Source organism: Xanthomonas sp. SS (assembly GCF_014236835.1).
In the GTDB taxonomy this organism is placed as follows: domain Bacteria; phylum Pseudomonadota; class Gammaproteobacteria; order Xanthomonadales; family Xanthomonadaceae; genus Xanthomonas_A.
The window spans coordinates 1,963,944-1,976,058 of record NZ_CP051190.1; the positions used below are offsets into that span (position 1 = coordinate 1,963,944).

Sequence of the window (12,115 nt, forward strand, 5' to 3'; positions counted from 1 at the left end):
CGGCACGCGCGGCTCAGCGATTGCGGAACAGCGGCGGGCGCCGCTCCAGAAACGCGCGCGTGCCTTCGCGCATGTCCTCGCTGGAGAACAGCAGGCCGAACTGCGCGGTCTCGTACTCGAGGCCTTGCTCGATCGCCGATTCGGCGCCGACCTGGATCGCGTCGAGGATGCCGCGCAACGCCAGCGGCGCGGCGCCGGCCAGTTGCCGCGCCAGCTGCAGCGTGGCCTCGTGCAGTTCGGCCGCAGGCACCACGCGGTTGACCAGGCCCAACTGCAGCGCGCGCGCCGCATCGATCGGGGTGCCGAGCAGGCACAGTTCCAACGCCGCGGCGCGGCCGGCCAGGCGTACCAGGCGCTGGGTGCCGCCGAAGCCGGGGATCAGCCCGAGGTTGATCTCCGGCTGGCCGAGGCGGGCGCTGTCGGCGGCCACGCGCAGGTGGCAGGCCATGGCCAGTTCCAGCCCGCCGCCGAGCGCGAACCCGTTGACCATCGCCAGCACCGGCTTGGACAGGCGCTCGATGCGGCGCATCAGGCGCTGGCCCAGTTGCGAGAAGTCGCGGCCCTGAACCGGTGTGAGTTCGTTCATTTCGGCGATATCGGCGCCGGCCACGAACGCCTTCTCGCCGGCGCCGGTCAGCACCACGATGCGGATCGCGGGGTCGGCCTCGGCTTCGGCGAAGGCGGCGTCCAGCGCCTGTAATGTTTGGCGATTCAACGCGTTGAGCTTGTCAGCGCGGTTGACGGTGACGATGCGGATCGCATCCTGGGTCGCGGTGACGACCGGCGTGCCGGACATGGCCATTCCTAAAGATGTAAAAAAAGAGTGAAGGGAACTCCGGCGGCGCTTCTTTGTCAGAGTTGCGTCGTCGGTAGCGGTTACGCGCCGCGGCGGCTATCCTAACGCGTCAACTCAGGCGGCACAGGCCGCTCTGTGCCACCACCCTGGAGAATTGTTTGATGAAGTTGCGTTCTATTGCGGTCGCCGTGGCGGCCCTAGCCCTGAGCGGCAATGCGTTCGCCCAGGACACCTCGTCCGAGAAGGGCAAGCTGAGCTATTACTTCGGTTACGACTACGGCAACAACCTTGCCGAACTGTCCGGCCGCGGCGAGCAGCTCGATATCAATGCGGTGGTGAAGGGCTTGCAGGATGCCTACGCCAAGAAGCAGCCGGCGGTCGCCGCCGACCAGCTGAAGCCGGCCGTCGAAGCGTTCCAGAAGCGCGAGCAGGCCCGTGCCCAGCAGGCCAAGGCCGACTACGAGAAGGCCGCTGCCGAGAACAAGACCAAGAGCGACCAGTTCATCGCGCAGAACAAGGCCAAGGCCGGCGTGCAGACGCTGCCCAGCGGCGTGCAGTACCGCGTGATCGAAGCCGGCAAGGGCGCCAAGCCGACCCAGGCCAGCACCGTGCAGCTGGAAGTGGCTGGTCCGTACCCGTTCGGCCAGCGCCCGGCGCAGGCGCGTCCGGCGCAGCAGATTCCGTCGATCAAGGTCAGCGAAGTCGAGATGCAGGCCATGCGCGACACACTGCTGCAGATGCCGGCCGGTTCCAAGTGGGAAGTGACCCTGCCGCCGGACAAGGCCTATGGCGCCGACCCGCGCACGCCGTTCCCGCCGAACGTGGCGGTGCAGTTCGAGATCAAGCTGATCAGCGTCAAGTAAGCGCGCTGTCCAGTGCATGACCATTGCGCCGGCGGCAACGCCGGCGCAATTTTTTTGCGGCACGGAAAGTGCCGCTGCCGGCGAATCGCGCTAGTCTGAGCAGGTGTCGAATCCGATGGATCCCGTCCCCCATGCGTTGCTCACGCCCTGCATCGGTCTGTGCACGCTCGACGCGCAGGGCTACTGCGCGGGCTGCCTGCGCAGCGGCGACGAGATCGCGCGCTGGCGTGGCATGAGCGACGCCGAGCGCCAGCGCTACATGCAGCAGATCTTGCCGGCGCGCGGCTGGTCGCCGACCCCAGGCCAGCGCCTGGCCGAACGCACACGGCTGCTGCGCGCGCTGCACCCGCTGCAGTTGCCGCCAGACGGCCCCGGCTGGAACCACCACGAACTGCACGATCTGCTGCCCGACGGCGTACTGGCCGAAGCGGCGGTGCTGGTCGGGTTGTTGCCGCGCGCCGACGGCACCCACGTGCTGCTGACCCGGCGTACCGACAGCCTGCGCCACCATGGCGGCCAGGTCAGTTTTCCCGGCGGCCGCATCGAAGCCGACGACGCCGATGCGGTGGCCGCGGCGATCCGCGAGAGCGAGGAAGAGATCGCGCTGTCCGCGGCGCAGGTGGAACCGCTGGGCTATCTCGATCCGTTCGTGACCATCAGCGGTTTCCGGGTGATGCCGGTGGTGGCCGCGATCGATCCGGCGTTCGTGCCGCAGCCGCATCCCGGCGAAGTGGCCGACGTGTTCGACGTGCCGCTGGCCTACCTGATGGCGCCGGACAACCTGCGCAGCATCGAGACCGATTACCGTGGACGGCCGCGGGTGGTGCTGGAATACGGCTGGCCGGGGCAGCGGATCTGGGGCGCGACCGCGGCGATCCTGCTCAACCTGCGCCGACGACTGGAGCAAACCGCATGAGCGAACCCATCCCCGAGTGGCAGCATCTGGTCGATGCGCCGGCGCTGGCCGCCGTGCTCGGCCACCCCGACCTGCGCATCGTGGATGCGCGTTTCGCCGCTGCCGCGCTAGCCGATCCGCAGGCCGCGCAGCTCGCGCGCCAGGCCTACGCGCAATCGCATCTGCCCGCTGCGGTGTACGCCGATCTCAACACCGATCTGTCCGACCTCGGCCGCCGCGGCCTGGGCCGGCATCCGTTGCCGGAGGCCGACGCGTTCGCGCAGACGCTCGGCCGCTGGGGCATCGCGCCGCACACCCAGGTGGTGGTCTACGACGCCGGCGACGGCAGCATGGCCGCCGCGCGGCTGTGGTGGATGCTGGGCCTGCTCGGGCATCGCCGCGTCGCCGTGCTCGACGGCGGCCTGGCCGAATGGCGCCGGCTCGGCCTGCCGGAAACCGATGCCGCCGCGACGCCTGCGCCGCTGCCGCCGTATCCGCAGCGCTTCGATGCCAGCCGTATCGCCGATGCCGAGGAAATCGCCTCGCGCCTGCACGAGGCGCCGGGCTGGTTGCTGGATGCGCGCGCCGCCGAGCGCTTCCGCGGCGAGGTCGAACCGATCGATCCGGTCGCCGGGCACGTGCCTGGCGCGATCAACCGCCCGCTGGGCCAGAACCTGCGCGATGGGCGCCTGCGCCCGCCGCAGGAACTGCGCGCCGAACTGGAGCCGCTGCTGCACGGGCGCGATCCGCGCGAGGTGGTGCTGATGTGCGGGTCGGGCGTGACCGCCTGCCATCTGCTGTTGGCGCTGGAGCATGCCGGCCTGCACGGTGCGCGCGTGTATGCCGGATCGTGGAGCGGCTGGATCGCCGATCCGGCGCGGCCGCGCGCCAGCGGCTAGCCGCCACAGCGAGACGCCGTGGCGCGGAGGAGACATGGGTGGCAAGTACAAGGGCTGAGGCGATGCGCTGGCGTGGGATGTGGATGCTGACGGCGGCGCTGAGCCTGGCCGGCTGCGGCGAGCGGCCGCGCGCAAACGGCGCCGATGCCTCGCCGCGCTCGCAGTCCGACGCGCATTACCGGATGGCGGTGGAACAGCGCCGCGCGCAACGCGTGGCGCGGCTGCGCGCGCCGGGCGGCTGGCTCAGCTATACCGGCTCCGGCCGGCTGCGCAGCGGCGTGCATCAGGTGGGCAGCGCCGCAGGCAACGACGTGCAGCTGCCGGCGGGCCCCGCGCACCTGGGCAGCCTGCGCATCGACGCCGATGCCGGCGTGGCGTTCGAAGCCGCCGCAGACGCCGCGCCGACGGTACGCGGGCAGCCGTTCCGCGCCGGTCGCCTCGGCACCGATGCGGCGCACGGCAGCGAGACCCGGCTGGCGCTGGGCGAGCAGGAGTTCTACGTGGTGCGCACCGGCAAGCTGTTCGGTTGGCGCTTCCGCGATCCGCATGCCGCTGCGCGCGGCAGCTTCCGCGGCATCGACTATTTCCCGATCGATCCGCGCTGGCGTGTGGTCGCCGATTGGCATCCGGCGCCGGCGCCGCGCGCGATCGTGCTGCTCACCTCGATCGGCACGCCGCAGCCGCTGGCGCTGGCCGGCAGTGCCGAGTTCACCGTCGACGGCCGCCGCTACCGCTTGCAGGCGTTGCGCGACGACGACGGCAAGCGGCTGTTCTTCCCGTTCACCGACCGCACCAGCGGCCGCGAGAGCTACGGCGGCACGCGCTATCTGTTCGTGGAGCCGCCGCAGGACGAGCGCATCGTGCTGGACTTCAACCTGGCGCAGAACCCGCCGTGCGCGTTCACCGTTCACGTGGTGTGCCCGTTGGCGCCGGTCGGCAATCGCCTGGAACTGGCGGTGACCGCGGGCGAGAAGAACTATGTCGGTCCGCGTTGAGCCTGTGGCGCCGGGGCGGGAAGGTGCGGTGGCATTGCTGCTGTTTTTGTAGGAGCGGCTTCAGCCGCGACATATGCCATCAGGGTGCCTGTCGCGGCTGAAGCCGCTCCTACACGAGGGGTACGGGGCGCGGTGTCAGCGGTCTGAAAGCGCATCTGCCGAAGGCGCATACGGCGTCAGCGCCACCGCCTCCAGCACCTGCGCCCACGGAAACATCGGGCCGGGATCGAGCTTGCGCTGCACCTGCAGCGCCGGATCGTCGCTGGCGCTCTCGCGGCTGCGGTCCAGCGCGTCGTGGCCGGCGATGTGGCGCAGTTGCGGCAACTGCGCCTGCAGCTGGTGCAGCAGCGCGATCAGCGCCTGGATCTGCGCCGGCGGATACGCTTCGTCCAGCGTCTGCTGGCGCGAATCCAGCCAATGCGGATAGCGGCCGCGGTTGACCAGTTCGATGCCCAGCGAGCGTGGGTTGTAGCCGCGCACGTGGTGCGCCACCCGCTGCAGCGGCACGTAGCGGTGCACGCTGCCGTCGCGGTCGATGTAGAAGTGGCCGCTGTTGCCGGTGCCGGATGGATACAGCACGCGTTCGCCGTAGGCGCGCGCGCTGGCCAGGTCGGGCAGTTCGGTGCAATGGATCACCGCCAGATCGATCGCGTCCAGCGTGCGCGCCTGCAGCCGTTCGACGTAGGGCAGGGGAGCATCGTGGATCGGCAACGGCGGGGTCTGCGACATGCGCGGATGCTAGCATTCGCCGATGACTCTGAATCCCGATAGCCCGCTGGCGACGCTGCTCGCCACGTTGCCGCGCACCGGACGCGTGGACTGGATAGGCCTGCGCCCGGCGCGCGACGTGCCGATGCTCGAAGTGGAGCAGGCGGTGGCGCACGCCGATGGCGGCCTGTTCGGCGATCGCTACGCCGGCCGCAACGGCATGCGCGGGCTGACCCTGATCCAGGCCGAACACCTGCCGGCGATCGCCGCATTGGCCGGCCATGCGCAGGTAGCGCCGGCGACGCTGCGGCGCAACCTGGTCGTCTCCGGCATCCCGCTGATCGCGCTGAAAGGCCGCCGTTTCCGCGTCGGCGACGTCGAGCTGGAAGGCATCGCGCCGTGCGATCCGTGCTCGCGCATGGAGCACGCGCTGGGCCCGGGCGGCTACAACGCGATGCGCGGCCATGGCGGCCTGTGCGCGCGGATCGTGCACGGCGGCACGCTGCGGCTCGGCGATGCGGTGGTGGCGCTGTGAGCCGCGGCCACTGCATTCTTGCGCACGGGTTCGAGAGCGGTCCGGACGCGATCAAGGTCGCGGCGCTGGCCGAGGTCGCGCAGCGCCTGGGCTGGAGCCACGAGCGTCCGGACTTCACCGACCTGGACGCGCGCCGCGAGGTCAGCCAACTCGGCGATGTGCCGGCGCGGCTGCAGCGCCTGCTCGCGTTGACCCAGGCCGCTGCGCAGCGCGGGCCGGTGGTGCTGGCCGGATCCAGCCTGGGCGCGTACATCGCCGCGCAGGTGTCGTTGCAGGTGCCGGTGCGCGGCCTGTTCCTGATGGTGCCGCCGACGCGGATGGGCTGGATGCCGGCGCTGGACGCGGCGTCGGTGCCGATCTCGATCGTGCATGCCTGGCACGACGAACTGATTCCCGCGGCCGAGGTGATCGCCTGGGCGCAGGCGCGCGCGGCGCGGCTGCTGCTGGTGGACGACATGCATCGGCTCGGCGGCCACGTCGAGACCGCGGCGCGCGCGTTCGCCGAATTGCTGGAAACGCTGTGAGCGGCATGTTCCGCGCAGCAGGCCGCATCGACTGGAGTCACCGATGGAACTGAACATCCGCGCCGAAACGGCCGCCGACCACGCCGCGATCGAGGCGCTGACCCTGGTCGCGTTCTTCCGCGTTGCGCACAGCCGCCACGACGAGCAGCAGATCATCGAACGGCTGCGCGCGGACGGCGCGCTGACCCTGTCGCTGGTGGTCGAGCACGACGGCTACATCGTCGGCCATGTGGCGGTGTCGCCAGTGCAGCTCTCCGATGGCAGCCGCGGTTGGTACGCGCTGGGGCCGCTGTCGGTGGGGCCGGGCCACCAGCGCCAGGGGCTGGGCACACGGCTGGTGCGCGAGGCGCTGGCGCAGCTGCAGGCGCTGGGCGCGGCCGGCTGCGTGGTGCTCGGCGAGCCTGCGTTCTACGCGCGTTTCGGCTTCGCGCCGGAACCGGGGCTGGTGCTGCCCGGGGTGCCGGCCGGGTACTTCCAGGCGATCGGTTTCGGCGACCGCCTGCCGCCGGTGGCCGAGGCCGACTACCACGACGCGTTCCTGGCCGGCGGCTGAGCGCCGCCGCCGCGTCGCTGCAGGGCCGCGCGCATGCGGGTTACCATCGTGGCTCAGTGTAGTTAGCCAGCCGAGGATGCCTCCGATGCGCCATTGATGCCGCCGTCTTCGACGGCCTTGTCCGTTCCTGCCGAATGCGGCGGGCGTGACCGGCATCCTTGGAGTTCCCATGACGCATCCGTGGCTCGCGCTGGACAGCGCGTCGTATGTCCTGCCCGACGGCAGGCCCTTGTTTTCCGCTCTCGATTTCGCGCTCGATGCGCGCCGCACCGGCCTGGTTGGCCGTAACGGCGTCGGCAAAAGCGTGTTCGCGCGCCTGCTCGCCGGCCAGCTGGCGCCCAGCGCCGGGCACTGCCGCCGGCATGGCCGTGTGCATTACCTGCCGCAGCAGATCGTGCGCGCCGCCGGCGATACGGTAGCGTCGCTGGCCGGGGTCGGCCCGGCGCTGGAGGCGCTGGCGCGGATCGAGGCCGGCAGCGCCGATCCGGCCGATTTCGATACGCTCGGCGAGCGCTGGGACATCGCCCAGCGACTGCAGGCCGAACTGGAGCTGTGCGGGCTCGGCCATGTGACCGCGCAGCGGTCGGCGGCCGAACTCAGCGGCGGCGAGGCGATGCGCGTGGCGCTGCTTGGCGCCTGGCTGTCCGACGCCGACGTGCTGATCCTGGACGAACCGAGCAACCATCTCGATCTTGCGCAGCGCCAGCAACTGCAGCAGCAACTGCAGCGCTGGCCGCACGGGCTGCTGGTGGTCAGCCACGATCGCGCGCTGCTGCAGGACATGCAGCGCATCGTGGAACTGTCGTCGCTGGGCCTGCGCGACTACGGCGGCGATTACGCGTTCTACGCGCAGTGCAAGGCGCAGCAGCAACAACAGGCGCTGGCCGAGCTGGAACGCCGCAAGCACGAACGCCGGCGTCACGGCGATGCGCTGCGCGAGCAGCAGGCGCGCCAGCAGCGGCGCAGCGCGCACGGCCGCCGCCAGGCGCAGGAGGCCAACCAGGCGCCGATCCTGCTCGGCGCGCAGAAGCAGCGCAGCGAACACAGCGCCGGCAAGCACCGGCAGCAAGCCGCCGACGCGCACGCGCGGCTGTCGGCGCAGGTGCGCGAGGCCGCGCGCGCGGTCGAGGCCGCGGCACCGGTTGCCTTGTTCGCGCCGATGCCGGCTGCGGCGGCCGGGCGCCGGGTCGCCGACCTGCGCGGCCTGCGGCTGCCGTACGCGCCGCCCGCGCGCGCCGCGCTGGACCTGTGCATCGGTGGCCGCCAGCGGATCGGCGTGATCGGGCCGAACGGCAGCGGCAAATCGACCCTGCTGCGGGTGCTGGACGGCCAATTGGCGCCACTGGCCGGGCGCTGCGCGGTGGAGGTGCCCAGCGCCTACCTGGACCAGGCGTTGCAGCTGCTGGATCCGGCACAGCCGCCACTGGCGCAGCTGCAGGCGGCCAATGCCGTGGCCGGCGTGGCCGCACTGCGCACGCGGCTGGCCTTGCTCGGCCTGGACGCGCAGCGCATCGGCGTGCCCAGCGGCCGGCTCAGCGGCGGCGAGCGCCTGAAGGCGGCGCTGGCCTGCGCGTTCTACCGCGATCCGCAGGCGCACCTGCTGCTGCTCGACGAGCCGGACAACCACCTGGACCTGGAAGCGCGCGAGGCGCTGCGGCTGGTGCTGTTGCAGTATCCGGGCGCGTTGCTGGTGGTGTCGCACGATGCGGCCTTCCTCGACGGCCTGCGCCTGGACACGCGCCTGCAGGCCGACCCGGACGGCTGGCGGCTGGCGCCATGGTGAGCGCGCGCCAACCGCCGTGGGCGGCAAGCGTGGGCATGGAGCGCGCCCCGGGCTGGTAATGGCGGGCGCGATGGCCGACCATTCGCGTCTTCCCGTCCGTTGCCGCCGCCCGCCCGCCGTGGGCCGCGCTGCCGCGATACGCGCGGGGCGGGCCTGGCGCCCGCCCGCGCATCCCTTCTTCTTCGTGTGGTCCGCATTCCCGTGAAATTCTTCGTCTCCTGCGCCAAGGGCCTGGAATACCTGCTCGTCGACGAGCTGCTCGCGCTCGGCGTCGCCAAAGCCACCGCCACCGTGTCCGGAGTCAACAGCGAGGGCGAGCTGCGCGATGCGCAGCGCGCGGTGCTGTGGTCGCGCCTGGCCAGCCGCGTGCTGTGGCCGTTGGACGAGTTCGACTGCCCCGACGAGACCGCACTGTATGCCGGCGTGGCGGCGCTGCCGTGGCGCGAGCACCTGACCTCGCAGCACACCCTGGCGGTGGACGCGCACGTGTCCGGCACCGCGATCACGCATGCGCGCTACGCTGCGCAGCGGGTCAAGGACGCAGTGGTGGACACGCTGCGCGGCGAAGGCCTGGAGCGGCCGTCGGTGGACGTGGAGGATCCGGACCTGCGCCTGAACCTGTCGCTGCGCAAGGGCCGCGCCACGCTGTCGGTGGACCTGGGCGGCGGCTCGCTGCACCGGCGCGGCTGGCGCCAGGTGCAGAACGCCGCGCCGCTGAAGGAGAACCTGGCCGCGGCGGTGCTGCTGCGCGGGCAATGGCCGCAGCTGTATGCGCAGGGCGGCGGCCTGCTGGATCCGATGTGCGGCAGCGGCACGCTGCTGATCGAAGGCGCGCTGATGGCCGCCGACGTGGCCCCGGGACTGCTGCGCGGCGATCTGGCCGCCGCGCGCCGTGGCGACGCCGGCCCGCTGCAATTCAGCGCCGCGCCGAGCCGCTGGCTGGGCTTCGACCAGGAGGCCTGGCGCACCCTGTTGACCGAGGCGCGGCAGCGCGAGGCGGCCGGCCGCGCCGCGTTGCAGCCGGTCATATACGGCGGCGACATCGATCCGCATGCGATCCGCGCCGCGCGCGAGAACGCGCAGGCGGCCGGGGTCGCCGCGGCGATCGTGTTCGAGGTGCGTGACGTCGCCGATCTGCGCACGCCGGCGCAGGCGCTGGGCACGGTGGTGTGCAATCCGCCGTACGACGAACGCCTGGCCGCCGATACCGCGCTGTACCGGCGCCTGGGCGAGGCGCTCAAGCGCGCGGTGCCGCAGTGGCGCGCCAGCCTGCTGTGCGGCAATGCCGACCTGGCCTACGCCACCGGCCTGCGCGCGGCCAAGAAATACCAGATGTTCAATGGCGCGCTGGAATGCCCGTTGATCGTCTGCGACCCGATCGCGGTGGCGCAGCGCGAACCGGCCGAGGCGCCGCGCGCGCTCAGCGACGGCGCGCAGATGGTCGCCAACCGGCTGCGCAAGAACTTGCGCAAGTTCAAGAACTGGCGCGCGCGCGAACGGGTCGGCTGTTTCCGCGCCTACGACGCCGACCTGCCCGAATACGCGGCGGCGATCGACGTGTACCAGGAAGACGGCGGCCAGGCGCGCACCTACCTGCACGTGCAGGAATACGCCGCGCCGGAGGAGATTCCCGACGCCGACGTGCGCCGCCGCCGCAACGAGTTGCTGGCCGCCGCGCGCGAGGTGTTCGAGGTCCCGGCCGAGCGGGTGGCGCTGAAGTCGCGCGAGCGCGGCAAGGGCGGCAGCAAGTACGGCCGTTTCGAGCAGCGCGGCGAGTTCCTGGTGGTGCGCGAACACGACGCGCTGCTGCGGGTGAACCTGTTCGATTACCTGGACACCGGCCTGTTCCTGGACCACCGCCCGCTGCGCGGGGCGATGGCGCAGCAGGCGCGCGGCAAGCGCTTCCTCAACCTGTTCTGCTACACCGGCGTGGCCAGCGTGCAGGCCGCGGTGGCCGGCGCCGATTCCACCACCAGCGTGGATCTGTCCGGCACCTATCTGCAGTGGTGCGCCGACAACCTGGGCTTCAACGGCAAGGGCGGCGCCCAGCATCGGCTGGTGCAGGCCGACGCGCTGACCTGGCTGGAGGCGGAGAAGAACCGCTACGACGTGATCTTCTGCGACCCGCCGACCTTCTCCAACTCTGCGCGCGCCGAGGATTTCGATCTGCAGCGCGAGCAAGTGCGGCTGCTGCGCGCGGCGGTGGCGCGGCTGATGCCGGAGGGCGTGCTGTACTTCTCCAACAATTTCCGCCGCTTCAAGCTGGACGAGGACGCGCTGGCCGAATTCGCCTCGTGCGAGGAGATCACCGCGCAGACCATCGCGCCGGATTTCGAGCGCAATCCGCGGATTCATCGTGCCTGGCGGCTGCAGCGGCGCTGAGGGCGGCGCGTTTTCGTCTTACTTCGTCGCTGTTGTAGGAGCGGCTTCAGCCGCGACAGGCTCTCCGGATAGAGTGTGTCGCGGCTGAAGCCGCTCCTACAATTGGTGTAGACGGAGCGCGTGCGCCTCAGCCGTCGCTGTGCTGCACCGATGCATGCGCGCTGGCGCGGTGCGGCACGTCGTCGCCCGGCTCGCGTTCGCTCCAGTAGTCCTGGATCTGCAGGATCTGCGGCAGGATCTCGGTGAACAGGCTGACCAGGCGCGGCTCGAACTGGGTGCCGGCCTGCTGCTGGAACATCGTCATCACCTTGGCCAGCGGCCAGGCGTCCTTGTACGGGCGCTGCGTGGTCAGCGCATCGAACACGTCGGCCACGGCCACGATCCGCGCCGACTCGGGAATGCGCTCGCCGGCCAGGCCGGCCGGGTAGCCGTTGCCGTCCCAGTGCTCGTGGTGGTGCAGCGCGACCTCGGCGGCGAGCCGGAACAGCGGCGCGCCGCTGCGGCTGAGGATGTCGTAGCCGATCTGTGGATGCCGCTTCATCACCGCCCATTCGTCCGCATCCAGCGGGCCGGGCTTCTTCAGGATCGCATCGGGGATGCCGATTTTGCCGGTGTCGTGCATCGGCGCGGCCTGCTCGAGCAGCTTGGCGTCCTCGCCCGACCAGCCGGCGGCCACCGCCAGCGCGCGGGCGTAGGCGGCCATCCGCCAGATATGGGTGCCGGTGTCCGAGTCGCTGTAGTGGCCGGCCATGCCCAGCATCTGGATCGCGTCGCGATGGCTGCTGGCCAGGCTGGCGGCGCTGACCAGCGACAGGTGGGTACGCACCCGCGCGCGCAGGATGCTCGGCGAATACGGCTTGGTGATGTAGTCCACGCCGCCAGCCTCGAAGCCGATGCTCTCGTCGGCGTCCTTGTCCTTGCCGGTGACGAAGATGATCGGGATCGGCGCGGTGCGCGGATCCTGTTTCAGGGTGCGGGCGATGGTGTAGCCGTCCAGGTCGGGCAGGTCGACGTCGAGCAGGATCAGCGCCGGGCGGTGCTTGACCACCGCGCGCAGCGCTTCGGCGCCGTTCTTGGCGAAGGTCAGCGCATAGTCCTCGCGCAGGATCTGGCGGATCAGCGCCAGATTGCTGGCTTCGTCGTCTACGCACAGGATGGGGGACTGGACCATCGTCGTTCCTT

Annotated in this window: 12 protein-coding genes; 9 read left to right on the forward strand and 3 right to left on the reverse strand. The window is 71.1% G+C overall.

Translation table 11 applies throughout. The features are described 5' to 3' along the window. Positions 1-13: 13 nt before the first annotated feature. Positions 14-796 (reverse strand): enoyl-CoA hydratase-related protein, encoded by a 783-nt coding sequence (locus HEP74_RS07975; protein WP_185815965.1) that lies wholly within the window; start codon positions 794-796, stop codon positions 14-16. A 161-nt stretch (positions 797-957) separates the two neighbouring features. On the opposite strand from HEP74_RS07975, the gene HEP74_RS07980 reads away from it, so the two are divergent. The 4 genes from HEP74_RS07980 to HEP74_RS07995 all read left to right on the forward strand — a co-directional run bounded on the left by HEP74_RS07980 (position 958) and on the right by HEP74_RS07995 (position 4,448). Then, entirely contained in the window at positions 958-1,659 is a 702-nt protein-coding gene (locus HEP74_RS07980; protein WP_145707454.1) for an FKBP-type peptidyl-prolyl cis-trans isomerase, read from the forward strand. Between the two features lie 115 nt (positions 1,660-1,774). Then, the gene (locus HEP74_RS07985) at positions 1,775-2,575 is read left to right on the forward strand and encodes an NUDIX hydrolase (RefSeq protein WP_185815966.1); all 801 of its coding nucleotides are present in this window, start codon (positions 1,775-1,777) and stop codon (positions 2,573-2,575) included. Beyond that, positions 2,572-3,453 (forward strand): sulfurtransferase, encoded by an 882-nt coding sequence (locus HEP74_RS07990; RefSeq protein WP_185815967.1) that lies wholly within the window; start codon positions 2,572-2,574, stop codon positions 3,451-3,453. The genes HEP74_RS07985 and HEP74_RS07990 overlap by 4 nt, the downstream gene beginning before the upstream one ends. A 77-nt stretch (positions 3,454-3,530) precedes the next feature. Next, positions 3,531-4,448: a DUF1684 domain-containing protein gene (locus HEP74_RS07995; RefSeq protein ID WP_255427913.1), complete on the forward strand. Its 918-nt coding sequence runs from the start codon at positions 3,531-3,533 to the stop codon at positions 4,446-4,448. A gap of 135 nt (positions 4,449-4,583) precedes the next feature. Here HEP74_RS07995 and HEP74_RS08000 read toward each other — a convergent pair whose 3' ends face one another. Then, complete coding sequence (locus HEP74_RS08000) at positions 4,584-5,177, reverse strand: N-acetylmuramoyl-L-alanine amidase (RefSeq protein ID WP_185815969.1); 594 nt, start codon at positions 5,175-5,177, stop codon at positions 4,584-4,586. 22 nt (positions 5,178-5,199) lie between these two features. On the opposite strand from HEP74_RS08000, the gene HEP74_RS08005 reads away from it, so the two are divergent. From HEP74_RS08005 to rlmKL, 5 genes are all read left to right on the forward strand, one after another. Next, complete coding sequence (locus HEP74_RS08005) at positions 5,200-5,691, forward strand: MOSC domain-containing protein (RefSeq protein ID WP_185815970.1); 492 nt, start codon at positions 5,200-5,202, stop codon at positions 5,689-5,691. Next, on the forward strand, positions 5,688-6,215 hold the full coding sequence (locus tag HEP74_RS08010) for an alpha/beta fold hydrolase (RefSeq protein ID WP_185815971.1): 528 nt from the start codon (positions 5,688-5,690) through the stop codon (positions 6,213-6,215). The genes HEP74_RS08005 and HEP74_RS08010 overlap by 4 nt, the downstream gene beginning before the upstream one ends. Before the next feature lie 43 nt (positions 6,216-6,258). Next, complete coding sequence (locus HEP74_RS08015) at positions 6,259-6,768, forward strand: GNAT family N-acetyltransferase (protein WP_185815972.1); 510 nt, start codon at positions 6,259-6,261, stop codon at positions 6,766-6,768. 169 nt (positions 6,769-6,937) lie between these two features. Continuing rightward, a complete protein-coding gene (locus tag HEP74_RS08020) occupies positions 6,938-8,551 on the forward strand; it encodes an ATP-binding cassette domain-containing protein (RefSeq protein ID WP_185815973.1) in 1,614 nt (537 codons plus the stop codon). Positions 8,552-8,752: 201 nt separating this feature from the next. Then, positions 8,753-10,933, forward strand: coding sequence for a bifunctional 23S rRNA (guanine(2069)-N(7))-methyltransferase RlmK/23S rRNA (guanine(2445)-N(2))-methyltransferase RlmL (gene rlmKL / locus HEP74_RS08025; protein ID WP_185815974.1), 2,181 nt, complete (start codon positions 8,753-8,755; stop codon positions 10,931-10,933). A gap of 127 nt (positions 10,934-11,060) precedes the next feature. Here rlmKL and HEP74_RS08030 read toward each other — a convergent pair whose 3' ends face one another. Next, positions 11,061-12,104, reverse strand: coding sequence for a response regulator (locus tag HEP74_RS08030; protein WP_185815975.1), 1,044 nt, complete (start codon positions 12,102-12,104; stop codon positions 11,061-11,063). Positions 12,105-12,115 lie beyond the last annotated feature (11 nt).

Bases quoted from the DNA above. Each gene is read 5' to 3' on its own strand.
- HEP74_RS07975 (WP_185815965.1), bottom strand. From the start codon at position 796: ATGTCCGGCACGCCGGTCGTCACCGCGACCCAGGATGCGATCCGCATC.
- HEP74_RS08020 (WP_185815973.1), top strand. From the start codon at position 6,938: ATGACGCATCCGTGGCTCGCGCTGGACAGCGCGTCGTATGTCCTGCCC.
- HEP74_RS07995 (WP_255427913.1), top strand. From the start codon at position 3,531: ATGTGGATGCTGACGGCGGCGCTGAGCCTGGCCGGCTGCGGCGAGCGG.
- HEP74_RS07985 (WP_185815966.1), top strand. From the start codon at position 1,775: ATGGATCCCGTCCCCCATGCGTTGCTCACGCCCTGCATCGGTCTGTGC.
- HEP74_RS08000 (WP_185815969.1), bottom strand. From the start codon at position 5,177: ATGTCGCAGACCCCGCCGTTGCCGATCCACGATGCTCCCCTGCCCTAC.
- HEP74_RS07990 (WP_185815967.1), top strand. From the start codon at position 2,572: ATGAGCGAACCCATCCCCGAGTGGCAGCATCTGGTCGATGCGCCGGCG.
- HEP74_RS08005 (WP_185815970.1), top strand. From the start codon at position 5,200: ATGACTCTGAATCCCGATAGCCCGCTGGCGACGCTGCTCGCCACGTTG.
- HEP74_RS07980 (WP_145707454.1), top strand. From the start codon at position 958: ATGAAGTTGCGTTCTATTGCGGTCGCCGTGGCGGCCCTAGCCCTGAGC.
- HEP74_RS08030 (WP_185815975.1), bottom strand. From the start codon at position 12,104: ATGGTCCAGTCCCCCATCCTGTGCGTAGACGACGAAGCCAGCAATCTG.
- HEP74_RS08015 (WP_185815972.1), top strand. From the start codon at position 6,259: ATGGAACTGAACATCCGCGCCGAAACGGCCGCCGACCACGCCGCGATC.